At 51.9% G+C, this 16737-nt stretch carries 13 protein-coding genes and 1 tRNA gene; all 14 read right to left on the bottom strand.

Annotation, left to right across the window (positions count from 1 at the left end):
* Positions 1–175 (bottom strand): GTP-binding protein (locus KOI40_RS18110; protein WP_369413206.1); only part of this gene is annotated, 175 nt, incomplete at its 3' end.
* A 48-nt stretch (positions 176–223) separates the two neighbouring features.
* Positions 224–2335 carry an elongation factor G gene (gene fusA / locus KOI40_RS18105; protein WP_216098952.1) on the bottom strand — a complete coding sequence of 704 codons (2112 nt, stop codon included), beginning with the start codon at positions 2333–2335 and terminating at the stop codon, positions 224–226.
* Positions 2336–2470: 135 nt separating this feature from the next.
* On the bottom strand, positions 2471–2941 hold the full coding sequence (gene rpsG / locus KOI40_RS18100; RefSeq protein WP_216098951.1) for a 30S ribosomal protein S7: 471 nt from the start codon (positions 2939–2941) through the stop codon (positions 2471–2473).
* A 153-nt stretch (positions 2942–3094) separates the two neighbouring features.
* Positions 3095–3466: a 30S ribosomal protein S12 gene (gene rpsL, locus KOI40_RS18095; protein ID WP_167186863.1), complete on the bottom strand. Its 372-nt coding sequence runs from the start codon at positions 3464–3466 to the stop codon at positions 3095–3097.
* Positions 3467–3760: 294 nt separating this feature from the next.
* Positions 3761–7987, bottom strand: coding sequence for a DNA-directed RNA polymerase subunit beta' (gene rpoC, locus KOI40_RS18090; protein ID WP_216098950.1), 4227 nt, complete (start codon positions 7985–7987; stop codon positions 3761–3763).
* Positions 7988–8142: 155 nt separating this feature from the next.
* The gene (gene rpoB, locus KOI40_RS18085; protein WP_216098949.1) at positions 8143–12228 is read right to left on the bottom strand and encodes a DNA-directed RNA polymerase subunit beta; all 4086 of its coding nucleotides are present in this window, start codon (positions 12226–12228) and stop codon (positions 8143–8145) included.
* Between the two features lie 329 nt (positions 12229–12557).
* Positions 12558–12929: a 50S ribosomal protein L7/L12 gene (rplL, locus tag KOI40_RS18080; protein WP_216098948.1), complete on the bottom strand. Its 372-nt coding sequence runs from the start codon at positions 12927–12929 to the stop codon at positions 12558–12560.
* 96 nt (positions 12930–13025) lie between these two features.
* A complete protein-coding gene (rplJ, locus tag KOI40_RS18075; RefSeq protein ID WP_216098947.1) occupies positions 13026–13520 on the bottom strand; it encodes a 50S ribosomal protein L10 in 495 nt (164 codons plus the stop codon).
* A 301-nt stretch (positions 13521–13821) separates the two neighbouring features.
* Positions 13822–14517, bottom strand: coding sequence for a 50S ribosomal protein L1 (rplA, locus tag KOI40_RS18070; protein WP_216098946.1), 696 nt, complete (start codon positions 14515–14517; stop codon positions 13822–13824).
* Positions 14517–14951 carry a 50S ribosomal protein L11 gene (gene rplK, locus KOI40_RS18065; RefSeq protein ID WP_216098945.1) on the bottom strand — a complete coding sequence of 145 codons (435 nt, stop codon included), beginning with the start codon at positions 14949–14951 and terminating at the stop codon, positions 14517–14519. Before rplK ends, rplA begins: the two co-directional genes overlap by 1 nt.
* 180 nt (positions 14952–15131) lie before the next feature.
* Positions 15132–15665 carry a transcription termination/antitermination protein NusG gene (nusG, locus tag KOI40_RS18060; RefSeq protein ID WP_216098944.1) on the bottom strand — a complete coding sequence of 178 codons (534 nt, stop codon included), beginning with the start codon at positions 15663–15665 and terminating at the stop codon, positions 15132–15134.
* A 9-nt stretch (positions 15666–15674) separates the two neighbouring features.
* Entirely contained in the window at positions 15675–16043 is a 369-nt protein-coding gene (gene secE / locus KOI40_RS18055; RefSeq protein WP_216098943.1) for a preprotein translocase subunit SecE, read from the bottom strand.
* A 41-nt stretch (positions 16044–16084) separates the two neighbouring features.
* Positions 16085–16160: transfer RNA gene (locus tag KOI40_RS18050), tRNA-Trp, on the bottom strand.
* Between the two features lie 71 nt (positions 16161–16231).
* A partial coding sequence (locus tag KOI40_RS18045) for an EF-Tu C-terminal domain-related protein (RefSeq protein ID WP_255568459.1) occupies positions 16232–16737 on the bottom strand: 506 nt, incomplete at its 5' end.

The following is a 16737-nucleotide window of genomic DNA, read 5'->3' as shown; positions in this document are numbered from 1 at the left end:
GCTCACGCTCTTCGGGAGCGTTATCAATACCGTCAAAAGCAACGGCTGCACCGCCCCATACTTCCGCACATACGCGAGTCAGAGCTGCAGTCAGAGTAGTTTTACCGTGGTCAACGTGACCGATGGTTCCAACGTTTACGTGCGGTTTCGACCGCTCAAATGCTTCTTTTGCCACTGTGTTATTCCTCTAAAAATATTCAGTAACGAATGATATAACGACGAGTTATTCGCCGCCCTTGTTTTTAACTATCACCTCATCAGCGATATTTTTTGGAGCTTCTGCATAGTGCGCAAACTCCATGGTAAAGGTCGCACGACCCTGAGTTGCCGAACGCAGGTCAGTGGCGTAACCGAACATTTCGGCCAGCGGCACCTCAGCGTTAACAACCTTACCTGATGGACTTTCATCCATCCCCTGAATCAAACCACGGCGACGGTTCAGATCACCGACCACGTCACCCATGTTTTCTTCAGGTGTTACCACCTCAACTTTCATCATTGGCTCTAACAGGACTGCACCGCCTTCCTGAGCCAGTTTTTTGGTGGCCATTGAGGCTGCAATCTTAAACGCCATCTCGTTAGAGTCAACATCGTGGAATGAGCCATCGAACAGCGTTGCCTTCAACCCCAACAACGGGAAGCCGGCCAACACGCCATTTTTCATCTGGTCGGAAATGCCCTTCTCAATCGCAGGGATGTATTCGCGAGGAACCGCACCACCTACAATTTCGTTGACGAATTCCAGACCTTCTGCGTTGGTGTCTTCTGCAGGTTCAAACTTCACCCACACATGACCATACTGACCGCGACCACCCGACTGACGCACAAATTTGCCTTCAATGTCGGACGTCTTGGTAATACGCTCGCGGTAAGCCACCTGTGGTTTACCGATGTTGGCCTCCACATTGAACTCCCGGCGCATACGATCCACCAGAATATCCAAGTGTAGCTCGCCCATGCCGGAAATGATGGTCTGACCCGTCTCTTCGTCGGTTTTCACACGGAAAGAAGGATCTTCTTGCGCCAGTTTACCCAGAGCAATACCCATTTTTTCCTGATCCGCCTGAGTTCTGGGCTCAACCGCCACAGAAATCACCGGCTCAGGGAATTCCATGCGCTCAAGAATGATCTTGGAGTCTTCCGAGCACAGCGTATCACCGGTGGTGGTATCCTTCAGACCAATGGCCGCCGCAATATCACCTGCCAGTACTTCTTTGATTTCTTCACGGGAATTGGAGTGCATCTGCACCATCCGTCCCACGCGCTCTTTCTTCATCTTGACCGAGTTGTACACCGCGGTACCACTCTCAAGCTTGCCGGAATACACCCGGAAGAAAGTTAACGTGCCAACAAACGGGTCTGTGGCAATTTTAAACGCCAATGCAGCAAAAGGGGCTTCATCGTTGGCTTCACGAGTGGCGACAGTTTCACCATCTTCCAGCGTACCTTCGATCGCCTTCACTTCTTCAGGAGACGGCAGATATTCCACAACCGCATCCAGCATGGCCTGAACACCCTTGTTCTTGAAGGCCGAACCGCCAATCACCGGGATGATTTCATTCGCCAGCGTACGCTTGCGCAGTGCTGCCTTGATCTCTTCCTCGGTCAGCTCTTCACCTTCCAGGTAGCGATCCATCAACTCGTCAGACGCTTCAGCTGCGGCTTCGATCAGGTACTCGCGCATTTTTTCGCACTTGTCCTGCATGTCCGCCGGAACTTCACCGTACTCGAAGGTCATGCCCATGTCGTCTTCATTCCACAAGATGGCTTTCATCTTGAGAAGATCGACAACACCCTTGAAGTTTTCCTCAGACCCAATGGTCATTTGCAGAGGAACCGGGTTGGCATTCAAACGGGTCTTGAGCTGTTTAACGACCATATCGAAATCAGCGCCGGCACGATCCATCTTGTTGACGAATACCATGCGGGGAACTTCGTATTTGTTGGCCTGACGCCAGACGGTTTCCGTTTGCGGCTGTACGCCGGAAGAACCACACAGAACCACAACCGCACCATCCAGCACTCGCAAAGAGCGCTCCACCTCAATGGTGAAGTCCACGTGTCCGGGAGTGTCGATAATGTTGATGCGATGCTTGTCGAATTGCTGCTGCATACCCGACCAGAAACAGGTGGTAGCCGCAGAGGTGATGGTGATACCACGCTCTTGCTCTTGCTCCATCCAATCCATGGTGGCTGCGCCGTCATGCACTTCACCGATCTTGTGAGACAGACCCGTGTAGAAAAGCACACGCTCGGTAGTCGTAGTTTTACCAGCATCTACGTGAGCACAGATACCAATGTTGCGGTAACGTGCAATGGGAGTAGTTCGTGCCACAGAAACAATCTCCAATAATCGTCTCATTCAAACGCCAAAAGGCAGCGATAATAGCTGCCTTTTATTGCGCCTTTATTGCGTTTGGGCCTTGCGGCCCAGCCTTTCAGCCACGCTACACACAGACTAAGAACAAACTTAGAAGCGGTAGTGAGAGAACGCTTTGTTGGCTTCAGCCATGCGGTGAACGTCTTCACGCTTCTTGACTGCACCACCTTTGCTTTGGGATGCGTCCATCAGCTCACCCGCCAGACGTTGAGCCATAGACTTCTCACCACGCTTGCGGGAGAACTCTACCAACCAACGCATAGCCAGCGCTTGACGACGTGCAGGGCGTACTTCAACCGGCACTTGGTAGGTTGCACCACCAACACGACGAGACTTAACCTCGACCAGTGGAGCAATCTTTTCCAGAGCTTCATCAAATACTTCGATGGAGTCCTGATTGGTTTTTTCAGCAACGATATCCAGGGCACCGTAAACGATACGCTCTGCAACGGCTTTCTTACCGCTGATCATTACCATGTTCATAAATTTCGCTAAGGTGACATTACCGTACTTAGGATCTGGTAATACGTCACGTTTAGCGACAACGCGTCTTCTTGGCATTTTACTTCGCCTTCTCTTCAGGGTTTGTCTAAGACAACGCTCTCACAACTTTTTCTGTTTTCGCGGATTTAACTCTGCTTCCACTGATTTAACTATGAGCGCGCTTAGCCTTACTCGGTTCAACCGAAAACGTTAATACGGATTCACAACGTCTTATTTAGGACGCTTGGCACCGTACTTGGAACGACCTTGTCGACGATCGCTCACGCCAGAGGTATCGAGGCTACCGCGAACAGTGTGATAACGAACACCTGGCAGATCTTTTACACGACCGCCACGAATCAGTACCACGCTGTGTTCCTGCAAGTTGTGACCTTCACCACCGATGTAAGAAGTTACCTCAAAACCGCTGGTCAGGCGCACACGGCAAACCTTACGCAGAGCTGAGTTTGGCTTCTTAGGAGTAGTGGTGTAAACGCGGGTGCAAACACCACGACGCTGAGGGCAAGCTTGCAGAGCAGGAACGTCGCTCTTCTGAACTTTACGTTTTCTAGGCTTACGAACCAATTGGTTAATCGTTGCCATGAAAAATAACTCCAAAAACATTAATGCCTTAAAAGGATAAGGCCAGTTAAAAATGATAAATGCGTCAACTGCTCAACACATTCACCCCAATTTCTAGGGGTCGCGCATTGTACGGGACTTATAAAACGACGTCAACCAGCTAAAATACGCCAATCCCACGATCCCAGCCCCCGTCAGCCAAAGGCTCACGACCAGCCCCCAGATAAAAAAAGCCCCCGAATGAACGAGGGCTCTTATGTCCCGGTAATCGGCCGCCAGGGCAGTCAATTACCGGATCAGCTTGCATTTACGCCATTAGCTCGCGCTGGACTTCAGAGCTTCGGTCAACGCAGCCTCTACCTCTGCTGCAGTTGGGCCATCAGACTCAATTGCCAGCTCGGCATCGCGCTGACGGCGACGTTCGGTGTGGTAAGCCAGACCGGTACCCGCCGGAATCAGTCGACCCACAACCACGTTCTCTTTCAGACCGCGCAGGTTGTCGACTTTACCGGTTACAGCCGCTTCGGTCAGAACTCGTGTGGTCTCCTGGAAGGAGGCCGCAGAGATGAACGATTCGGTGGCCAGAGACGCCTTGGTAATACCCAGCAGCTGACGCTCGTAGGTCGCTGGCTGATGGTCATCAGCACGCAACTTCTCGTTCTCTTCCAACACACGGTTGTACTCGGCTTGTTCACCCTTAACGAAAGAGGAATCACCCATGGAGGAGATTTCAACTTTACGCAGCATCTGGCGAATGATCACCTCAATGTGCTTATCGTTAATTTTTACACCCTGCAGACGGTAAACGTCCTGAATTTCGTTGGTGATGTAACGAGCCAGTGCTTCCACACCCTGCAGACGCAGAATATCGTGCGGATTACTTGGGCCGTCAGACACAACTTCACCCTTCTCAACCTTCTCACCTTCGAACACGGTCATAACGCGGTGCTTTGGAATCAGCACTTCGTAATGAGTCGAGCCATCCGGCAGAGGCTGGCCATCGTTCGGCGTAATGACCAGACGACGCTTGCCTTTGGTTTCTTTACCGAAGGAGATGGTGCCTGAAATTTCCGCCAGAATGGACGGCTCTTTCGGCTTACGGGCTTCAAACAGGTCAGCAACTCGTGGCAGACCACCGGTAATATCCCGAGTTTTTGAACTCTCTTGCGGGATACGCGCGATAATGTCACCCACGTTGATCTGATCACCGTTGGAGATGCTCAGAATCGCTTTCGCAGGCAGCATGTAGTGCGCCGGTACATTGGTGTTTGCCAGGCTCAATTCTGCGCCAGTCTCATCCACCAGAGTCACGGCAGGCTTCAGGTCTTTACCAGCAGCGGGACGCTCGGTCGGATCCAGAACCTCGATGGAGCTCAAGCCTGTGAGGTCATCCGTCTGACGACGAATCGACAGACCATCTTCCATACCGGCAAACACAACCTTACCCGCAACTTCTGTCACGATGGGGTGTGTGTGTGGATCCCACTTGGCAATGAACTGACCACCTTCCACAGACTCACCGTCTTTCACGGTAATCTCGGCGCCGTAAGGCACCTTGTAGCGCTCGCGCTCACGACCGTTGGCATCGGCAACCGCCAGCTCACCGGAACGGGAGACTGCTACCAGGTTACCGGCAACGTTTTCTACAACCTTGACGTTGATCAGACGAACAACACCGTCCTGCTTAATCTGTACGCTGTCGACAGCAGAAGCACGCGATGCGGCACCACCAATGTGGAACGTACGCATGGTCAGCTGGGTACCCGGCTCACCGATGGACTGAGCAGCAATAACACCGACGGCCTCACCCGGGTTAGCGCGGTGACCACGTGCCAGGTCACGACCGTAACACTGGGCACAGATACCGTGGCGGGTTTCACAAGTGATCGCAGAGCGAACCATTACCTCGTCGATACCCAGCTCTTCGATGCGCTCGACCCACTTCTCGTCGATCATGGTACCCGCAGGCACCAGAATTTCATCGCTGTCAGAACGAGTCACATCACGGGCAACAACACGACCCAGAATACGATCCCCCAGAGATTCGATGATGTCACCACCCTCGATCACAGGTGCCATGGTCAAACCATTGTCGGTGCCACAGTCGGTTTCAGTCACAACAACGTCCTGAGCTACGTCAACCAGACGACGGGTCAGGTAACCGGAGTTAGCGGTTTTCAGTGCGGTATCGGCCAGACCTTTACGAGCACCGTGCGTTGAAATGAAGTACTGGCCTACGTTCAGACCTTCACGGAAGTTCGCGGTAATTGGCGTCTCAATAATGGAGCCATCCGGCTTCGCCATCAGGCCACGCATACCGGCCAGCTGACGAATCTGAGCGGGGGAACCACGAGCACCAGAGTCGGCATACATGAAGACGGAGTTGAAAGAGTCCTGCTCTTCCTCTTCGCCATCGCGGTTGGTCACAAATTCTTTACTGATGCCTTCCATCATCGACTTGGCCACCAGGTCGTTGGCGCGGGACCAGATGTCGATCACTTTGTTGTACTTCTCACCAGCAGTTACCAGACCGGAAGCGTACTGCGATTCGATCTCTTTCACTTCCTGATCAGCAGCGGCAACCAGAGTGTGCTTGGCTTCAGGGATTTCAAAGTCGTTCACACCAATGGAAGAACCGGACTTGGTGGAGTACTCATAACCCATGTACATCAGCTGGTCAGCAAAAATAACCGTCGCTTTCAGACCAACGATACGGTAGCAGTAGTTAATCACACCGGAGATGGCTTTCTTCACCATTGGGCGGTTAACCTGCTCGAACGGCATACCTTTAGGCACAATCTCCCACAGCAGAACACGACCAACGGTGGTGTCTACGATAGAGGTATTGGTTTCCAGTTCGCCATCTTCACGGGTGATGGTTTCAGTAATACGAACCTTGATACGAGCCTGCAGACCGACTTTCTTGGAGTGGTAAGCGCGGGATACTTCCTGAGTATCGGCGAAAACCATACCTTCGCCCGGTGCGTTAATACGCTCACGGGTCATCCAGTACAGACCCAATACAACGTCCTGTGACGGTACGATGATTGGCTCACCGGACGCTGGCGACAGGATGTTGTTGGTAGACATCATCAGGGCACGCGCTTCGAGCTGGGCTTCCAGGGTCAACGGTACGTGTACCGCCATTTGGTCACCATCGAAGTCAGCGTTATAGGCCGCACACACCAATGGGTGCAACTGAATCGCCTTACCTTCAATCAGTACAGGTTCAAACGCCTGGATACCCAGACGGTGAAGTGTCGGTGCACGGTTGAGCATGACCGGGTGCTCGCGAATCACTTCGTCGAGAATATCCCAAACCACAGCCTCTTCGCGCTCGACCATTTTCTTGGCAGCTTTGATCGTCGTGGCCAGGCCACGCAGTTCCAGCTTGCTGAAGATAAACGGCTTGAACAGTTCAAGAGCCATTTTCTTAGGCAGACCACACTGGTGCAGGCGCAGAGTCGGACCCACAACAATTACGGAACGGCCGGAGTAGTCAACACGCTTACCCAACAGGTTCTGACGGAAACGACCCTGCTTACCTTTGATCATGTCGGCCAAAGATTTCAGCGGGCGCTTGTTGGAACCGGTGATGGCACGACCGCGACGCCCGTTATCCAGCAGTGCATCGACAGACTCTTGCAGCATGCGCTTTTCGTTGCGCACGATGATGTCCGGAGCATTCAGGTCCAACAGACGTTTCAGACGGTTGTTACGGTTGATCACACGACGATACAAATCGTTCAGATCGGAAGTCGCAAAACGACCGCCGTCCAGCGGTACCAAAGGACGCAGATCTGGCGGCAGAACCGGCAGCACTTCCATAACCATCCACTCGGGCTTGTTGCCGGAGTTGTAGAAGGCTTCCAGAAGCTTCAGACGCTTGGACAGCTTTTTGATTTTAGTTTCAGAATTGGTGTTTGGAATCTCTTCACGCAATTCCTGAATTTCAGCTTCCAGATCGATGTCGCCCATCAATTCCTGGATTGCTTCAGCACCCATTTTGGCTTCGAATTCGTCGCCGAACTCTTCCATCGCTTCGAAGTACTGCTCGTCAGTCAACAACTGACCTTTCTCCAGCGTGGTCATACCGGGATCGGTCACCACATAGGATTCAAAGTAGAGTACGCGCTCGATGTTACGCAGAGTCATATCCAGCAACAGACCCATGCGGCTTGGCAGGGACTTCAGGAACCAGATGTGAGCCGTTGGACAAGCCAGCTCAATGTGACCCATGCGCTCACGGCGAACCTTGGACAAGGTGACTTCAACGCCACACTTCTCACAGATGATGCCGCGGTGCTTCATGCGCTTGTATTTTCCACACAAGCACTCGTAATCTTTGACCGGGCCAAAAATCTTGGCACAGAACAGACCTTCACGCTCTGGCTTGAAGGTACGATAGTTAATGGTTTCCGGCTTCTTTACTTCACCGAAAGACCACGAACGAATCATTTCTGGCGACGCCAGTGCAATACGGATCGCATCAAACTCTTCAGTTTGACCTTGGGACTTCAGCAGATTAAGTAAGTCTTTCAAGGGACTGTCTCCAGTTGTCTCGAAAATGAGCCCCACCCTGGGGTAAAGCTCTTGTTATCTACAGTTCCTGTATTGGGTGTCATCATCTGACACAAACACCCCAGGAGTTTCCGGCACCGGTGGGAGCAAGCTCCCACCCAGTACTGACAGAGCAATTAGCCGTTGTCAGTTTCCAACTCGATATTGATACCGAGGGAGCGAATCTCTTTAACGAGTACGTTAAAGGACTCTGGCATGCCAGGCTCCATGCGGTGATCGCCGTCAACGATGTTTTTATACATCTTGGTACGACCCGCCACGTCATCGGACTTCACAGTCAGCATTTCCTGCAAGGTGTAAGCGGCACCGTAGGCTTCCAGCGCCCACACTTCCATCTCACCGAAACGCTGACCACCGAATTGCGCTTTACCACCCAGCGGCTGCTGAGTAACCAGGCTGTAGGAACCGGTAGAACGTGCGTGCATCTTGTCGTCAACCAGGTGGTTCAACTTCAGCATGTACATGTAACCAACCGTGGTCTGACGCTGGAACTCATCACCGGTACGGCCATCGTACAACTGCACCTGACCGGTATCGGACAGGTCTGCCAGACGCAGCAGGTCTTTGATTTCGTGCTCTTTCGCGCCATCAAATACCGCGGTCGCCATAGGCACGCCGTCGCACAGATTTTCAGCCATTTCCATGATTTCAGCGTCAGAGAAGGACTCCAGATCTTCTTTGTTCGCGGCCTGACCGGTGGTGTTGTACACCTCCTCCAGGAAACTGCGGACTTCAGCCACAGCCTTTTGCTCACGAATCATGTTTTCGATCTTAACGCCCAATCCTTTCGCGGCCATACCCAGGTGCATTTCCAGAACCTGTCCCACGTTCATACGTGAAGGTACGCCCAGCGGGTTGAGAACAATATCAACTGGCTCGCCGTTGGCATCGTGCGGCATATCTTCAACCGGCATGATGACCGAGATAACACCCTTGTTACCGTGACGACCGGCCATCTTGTCACCAGGCTGAATGCGACGTTTGATTGCCAGGTAAACCTTAACAATCTTCAGTACACCAGGAGCCAGGTCATCGCCGGTTTCCAGCTTGCGCTTCTTGTCTTCAAAACGCTCGTCAAGAATCTTGCGACGCTCGATCAGCTGCTCTTCGGCACGATCCAGCTGCTCGTTCAGCGCGTCTTCTGCCATACGGATCTTGAACCACTGTTCTTTTTCCAGTGAGTCCAGAATCTCGTCAGTAACGGCTTCGCCTTTCTTCACGCCCTTGCCGCTGGAAGCCTTTTGGCCAACCAGGGCATTACGCAGACGTTCAAAAGTTGCCGCCTCTACAATGCGGTACTCTTCGTTCAGGTCTTTACGGATGCCATCCAGCTGGGACTTTTCAATCTCCAGAGAACGCTGATCCTTTTCCAGACCATCGCGGGTGAACACCTGAACGTCAATCACAGTACCCTTGGTGCTGGTAGGCACACGCAGGGAGGTGTCTTTAACGTCGGAAGCTTTCTCACCGAAAATTGCACGCAGCAGCTTTTCTTCTGGAGTCAGCTGGGTTTCACCTTTCGGAGTGACCTTGCCCACCAGAATGTCACCAGGGCCAACTTCGGCACCGATGTAAACAATTCCGGACTCGTCCAGTTTGGACAGAGCGCCTTCACCCACATTGGGAATATCCGCTGAAATCTCTTCACTGCCCAGTTTGGTGTCACGGGCAATACAGGTCAGCTCCTGAATGTGAATGGTGGTAAAGCGGTCTTCCTGCACAACGCGCTCGGATACCAGAATGGAATCCTCAAAGTTGTAACCGTTCCAGGGCATAAATGCGATACGCATGTTCTGACCCAGAGCCAGCTCACCCAGATCCACAGAAGGACCGTCGGCCAGAATGTCACCACGGGAAACAGTGTCTCCGGTTTTTACAATCGGACGCTGGTTAATACAGGTGTTCTGGTTAGAGCGGGTGTATTTGGTCAGGTTGTAGATATCCACACCTGCATCACCGGACTCGGTTTCGTCATCGTGGGCTTTAACCACGATACGCGCCGCATCAACACGCTCAATCACACCGCCGCGCTTGGCAACCACACACACGCCGGAGTCGGAGGCTACGTTGCGCTCCATACCGGTACCAACCAGAGGCTTTTGAGCTCTCAGAGTCGGAACCGCCTGACGCTGCATGTTCGATCCCATCAAGGCCCGGTTCGCATCATCGTGCTCAAGGAACGGAATCAGGGAAGCCGCTACGGATACCACCTGACGCGGTGATACATCCATATACTCAACTTCGTCTGCAGTCTTCAGGGTAAATTCACCCATGTGACGTACAGAAACCAGATCTTCAGTCAGCTTGTTGTTTTCGTCCAGCGGCGAAGAAGCCTGGGCGATAACATAGCCAGCTTCGTTAATCGCTGACAGGTATTCGATATCGTCGGTAGCAACGCCATCGATAACCTTACGGTAAGGTGCTTCCAGGAAACCGTAGCTGTTAGTACGAGAATACGTGGCCAGAGAGTTAATCAGACCAATGTTCGGACCTTCAGGCGTTTCAATAGGACAAACACGACCGTAGTGAGTCGGGTGAACGTCTCGAACCTCAAAACCGGCACGCTCACGGGTCAGACCACCAGGGCCCAACGCCGATACACGACGCTTGTGAGTCACTTCGGACAGCGGGTTGTTCTGGTCCATAAACTGGGACAGCTGGGAAGAGCCAAAGAACTCTTTCACAGCAGCCGCAACAGGCTTGGCGTTGATCAGATCCTGAGGCATCAGGCCTTCGGATTCCGCCATGGACAGACGCTCTTTAACCGCACGCTCAACTCGCACCAGACCAACACGGAACTGGTTTTCAGCCATTTCACCAACGGAACGTACACGACGGTTACCCAGGTGATCGATGTCATCCACAACGCCTTTACCGTTACGGATGTCCACCAGAGTCTTCAGCACATCGACGATATCGTCGTTGGACAGAGTACCTTCACCGGTGTCTTCGTCACGCGCCAGACGACGGTTGAACTTCATGCGGCCAACGCTGGACAGGTCGTAGCGTTCCTGAGCAAAGAACAGGTTCTGGAACAGAGCTTCAGCAGACTCTTTGGTCGGCGGCTCACCAGGACGCATCATGCGGTAGATTTCAACCAGTGCTTCCAGCTCGCTGCGGGTAGGATCAACGCGCAGGGTATCTGAAATAAACGGACCGCAATCCAGTTCGTTGGTGTACAGGGTTTCCAGAGTGTCCAGACCCAGCTCTTCAACCTTGGCCAGAACCTCTTCGGTAATTTCAGTGTTACATTCAAACAGCAGCTCACCGGTCTCGGTGTCCGCCAGATCACGTGCCAGAGCACGACCCAGCAGGTACTCGCGAGGTACGGTCATCTCGTTTACGCCAGCCTTCTCCAGAGAGCGGATGTGACGAGCAGTAATACGACGACCTTCTTCAACGATCAGCTTGCCTTTGTTGTCCTTGATGTCGAAAGTAGCGACATCACCGCGCAGGCGCGCAGGAACCAGCTCAAACTTGTATTCACCATCGGCGATGGAGAACTTACTGGTGTCATAGAACATTTCCAGCATCTGCTCGGAGGTGAAACCCAGAGCTCGCAGCAGAATAGTGGCTGGCAACTTACGGCGACGGTCGATACGAACGTACACCAGATCCTTCGGATCGAATTCAAAATCCAACCATGAACCACGGTAAGGAATCACTCGCGCAGAGTAGAGCAACTTACCAGAGGAATGGGTTTTACCTTTATCGTGATCAAAGAAAACACCTGGTGAACGGTGCAGCTGGGAAACGATCACTCGCTCGGTACCGTTAATCACGAAGGTACCGTTGTCTGTCATGAGCGGAATCTCACCCATGTAGACTTCTTGTTCTTTGATATCTTTAATGGTTTTGTTCGATGATTCTTTATCGTAAATGATCAAGCGAACTTTCACGCGCAGAGGCACAGCAAAAGTGATGCCGCGCGATTGACATTCAGTTACGTCGAATGCCGGCTTGCCCAGTACGTAACTCACGTACTCCAGAGCAGCACTTCCCGAGTAGCTTACGATCGGGAACACAGATTTAAATGCAGCGTGCAGACCTACGTCCAAACGCGCCTCAGGAGACAAGTCTGCCTGAGTAAACTTCCGGTATGAATCCAACTGTATCGCCAGGAGGAACGGGACATCCATGACGTGCGGCAGTTTGCCGAATTCCTTGCGGATACGTTTTTTCTCAGTATATGAGTAAGCCATCAGTATTCCCCAGCTTGTTCACGGATAAGGCTTCATCTCGCCACAGCGATACGACCTGATGCAGTCTCTAACTCTCGCGTGGTATTCTCGTCGCAGAGAAGTATTCCCGGACCGACCTGTTATGAAGTAAACCCAAAGGGGTTCAACAACAGTCGACAATCCCACTCCCTACTATGACCTTTCGAGTCCCAAGGCTGCATAAACATCAGCTTTAGAGAATCACCGTCAGTCACGAACGGCAAAAAGGCCGGCGGACAAAAGCCCACCAGCCCCTGGTCAGACAGCCCTTTTAAGCAGACTGCCGAACCTTTCCTTCGCTAGCAACTGAATTACTTCAGCTCTACAGTAGCGCCGGCTTCTTCCAGCTGCTTCTGTGCATCTTCGGCAGCGTCTTTACCAGCGCCTTCCAATACAGTAGCAGGTGCAGATTCAACCATAGCCTTGGCTTCTTTCAGGCCCAGACCAGTGATTGCACGTACAGCTTTAATTACGTTAACTTTCTTATCGCCAGCACCGGTCAGTACTACGTCAAAGTCAGTTTTCTCTTCAGCAGCGCCACCAGCGTCACCGCCAGCAACAGCAACAGCAGCGGCAGCCGCAGTTACGCCGAATTTCTCTTCCATTGCTTCGATCAGTTCAACAACGTCCTTTACAGACATCTCAGCAACAGCATTGATGATATCGTCTTTAGTCAGAGACATGAGTCTATTCCTACATATAGTTGAGCGTTAGCGGCCACGAAAGCCCGCTCAGAAAATAATTTACAAAAGCCTGGTATCGAACCCCTGAGGGAACAATTAAGCGGCTTCCTGCTCTTTTTGGTCGCGGATGGCCGCAATAGTGCGAACCAGTTTGCCAGCGGCTGCTTCTTTCATCACGCTCATCAGTTTCGCGATTGCTTCGTCGTATGTTGGCAGGGTAGCCAGCATATTGACATCAACCACGGCACCTTCAAAGGCTGCTGATTTCAGCTCCAACTTGTCGTTTTCTTTCGCGAAATCCTTAAAAATACGCGCACCAGCGCCAGGATGTTCGGTAGAGAATGCGATCAAAGTCGGTCCGACAAAAGTGTCAGCCAGACACTCATAATCAGTACCTTCTACTGCGCGACGCGCCAGAGTGTTACGAACGACTTTAACCCAAACGCCGTTCTCACGAGCCTCTTTACGCAGGGCAGTCATAGCTGTCACAGACACACCACGTGCATCGGCAACAACAGCAGACAGAGCGCCCTTAGCAGCTTCCTGGACTTCAGCGACAATCGCTTTTTTGTCTTCGAGTCCTAATGCCACAAGATTTCTCCTGGATTTGATTAGCTCAACTTAAACCCCATAAGGGCAAGGAGCGCCAATCGTTGCTTCTATCCCAGCTTCAAACTTCAAAGCCGGAACGTTTTCGGTGATCAAATCCAGCAAATAAACTGAATTGGGTCTCACCGTCTGCGCAGGACATTAAGAATGTAAACTTCTGGCAATCTATACCGACTTCCAAACAGTCCAAATTCACCTGCGGTCTTTGACGGCCTGGCCAACAGTCTTTCCAATACCAGCGAAAGAACGCTAACCAGACCCCAAAGTACGTTAATCAGTGCTCTTAGATATCCAGAGACGACTGATCCAATACAACACCTGGCCCCATAGTGGTGCTCAAAGAAATTTTCTTCAGGAAAACACCTTTAGCAGAAGCAGGTTTTGCTTTTTTCAAATCGGACAGCAGAGCTTCCAGGTTTTCTTTCAGTGCTTTTGCATCGAAAGTCAACTTGCCGATTGCTCCGTGGATAATGCCGCCTTTATCTGCACGGTAACGAACCTGACCTGCTTTAGCGTTTTTAACAGCAGTGGCAACGTCTGGAGTTACAGTACCAGTCTTAGGGTTAGGCATCAGACCGCGTGGGCCCAGAATCTGACCCAACTGACCAACAACACGCATCGCAGCAGGATCAGCGATCACTACGTCGAAGTCCATGTTGCCAGCTTTAACGTCAGCAGCCAGTTCGTCCATACCAACAACGTCCGCACCGGCTTCTTTAGCCGCTTCAGCGTTGGCGCCTTGAGTAAATACTGCTACGCGTACATCTTTACCGGAACCGTTTGGCAGGGTAGTTGCACCGCGAACAGCCTGGTCAGATTTACGAGGGTCAATACCCAGATTGATGGCAACATCGACGGTCTCGCCAAACTTAACGGCAGACACTTCTTTCAACAATGCTACGGCTTCTTCGATACCGTATTGTTTGGTTGCATCCAGTTTTTCACGGATAGCGCGCTGGCGCTTAGATAACTTAGCCATTAAACCACACCCTCCGTTTCCAGACCCATAGCGCGAGCAGAGCCTGCGATAGTACGTACAGCAGCATCCATATCAGCAGCGGTCAGATCCGGCAGCTTGGCGGTTGCAATCTCTTCCAGCTGAGCGCGAGAAACCTTGCCCACTTTCTGAGTGTTTGGACGACCGGAACCACTCTTGATACCAGCAGCTTTTTTCAGCAGGAAAGAAGCTGGTGGAGTCTTCATGGTGAAGGTAAAGCTGCGATCGCTGTATACGCTGATCACAACAGGAACCGGAGAACCGTTATCCATGCTTTGAGTCTGGGCGTTAAACGCTTTACAGAACTCCATGATGTTCACACCGTGTTGACCCAATGCAGGGCCTACCGGGGGACTTGGGTTGGCCTGACCAGCAGGCACTTGCAGCTTAATATAAGCTTCAACTTTCTTAGCCATAGTTAATACTCCCAAAGTTGGGTGTTAGCGCCTCGAGCTGTCTGTGGCTCAGACAACCGTCTTAGGCTCCCCTGTCTCTGACGCCCCGTACAACACAAAATGTCATATCGAATTTTCAGAGACGCGAAAGCCCTCCTCTACCAGCGGCAGAAGAGGGCCAAAATATCCTTTTGGACTGGATCAGGCCTTTTCGACCTGACCAAATTCCAGCTCAACCGGAGTCGAGCGTCCGAAGATCAGCACTGCCACATGCAGGCGACTCTTCTCGTAATTCACTTCTTCAACAACCCCATTAAAGTCGTTGAACGGGCCATCAATAACACGAACCATTTCGCCTGGCTCAAAGATAGTCTTGGGCTTGGGCTTGTCAACCGAGTCATCAACACGACGCAAGATGGCGTCAGCCTCTTTCTCAGTAATCGGTGCAGGCTTATCAGCCTTGCCACCAATGAACCCCATCACGCGCGGAGTCTCTTTAACCAGGTGCCAGCTGTCGTCTGTCAGCTCCATTTGCACCAACACATAACCCGGAAAGAACTTGCGTTCCGACTTACGTTTTTGCCCGCCGCGCATCTCAACGACTTCTTCGGTAGGCACCAGAATGTCACCAAACTGGTCTTGCATGCCGGCAAGCTCAACACGCTCTTTCAGAGCTGCTGCCACTTTCTTTTCGTAGCCGGAATACGCATGAACTACATACCAACGTTTAGCCATGTGCCACCTCTAACCAATAATGAGAGATGCCAGCCAGCCCAGAAAGGTGTCCAGCAACCAGAGAATAATCGACATCACGATAACGACGGCAACCACAATCAAGGTGGTCTGGTTCACTTCCTGGCGGGTCGGCCACACCACGCGGCGAAACTCCGCCTGCGCCTCGCGCAACAAACCCCAAAAAGCATTGCCTTTGGCTGTGTTCACAGCAACAAAAACCGCCACCGCACCACCAGCTACCAGAGCCAGCACGCGATAAAGAACCGATACATCAGAGTAATAAGAGTTGCCGACCACGCCCGCAGCAACCAGCAGAACCACCACAAGCCACTTAAGGCCATCCAGGCGATATTCCTTGGCTTCGACATTTGCGCTCATAGTCTGCAGCAACCTTATCTCACTCTGATCTATTTAAAATATGGCAGGCCAGGAGGGACTCGAACCCCCAACACCCGGTTTTGGAGACCGGTGCTCTACCAATTGAACTACTGGCCTAGAAAATAAAAGCCGACATCAAGGTCAAAGAACACGGCTTTGACCTCAATATTCGGCCTTCAATTCATCGATTACTCGATGATTTTAGCTACAACACCAGCACCTACGGTACGGCCACCTTCACGGATTGCGAAACGCAGACCTTCGTCCATCGCAATTGGGTGAATCAGGGTAACAGTCATTTGAATGTTGTCACCTGGCATTACCATTTCAACGCCTTCTGGCAGCTCACAAGCACCAGTTACGTCAGTAGTACGGAAGTAGAACTGTGGACGGTAACCTTTGAAGAATGGAGTGTGACGACCACCTTCATCTTTACCCAGTACGTAAACTTCGCCTTCGAACTTGGTGTGAGGAGTGATAGAACCTGGCTTGGCCAGAACCTGACCACGCTGAACTTCTTCACGCTTGGTACCACGCAGCAGAACACCACAGTTCTCACCAGCACGACCTTCGTCCAGCAGCTTGCGGAACATCTCTACACCAGTACAGGTAGTTTTGGTGGTCTCTTTGATACCAACGATCTCGATTTCTTCACCAACTTTGATGATACCGCGCTCAACACGACCGGTAACAA

Origin of the sequence: Pseudomaricurvus albidus (assembly GCF_018863235.1) — a bacterium.
GTDB classification, from domain to species: Bacteria; Pseudomonadota; Gammaproteobacteria; order Pseudomonadales; family Cellvibrionaceae; genus Pseudomaricurvus; species Pseudomaricurvus albidus.
The sequence above is the reverse complement of the archived record's forward strand: the minus strand, read 5'-3'. Positions and strand labels throughout refer to the sequence as shown.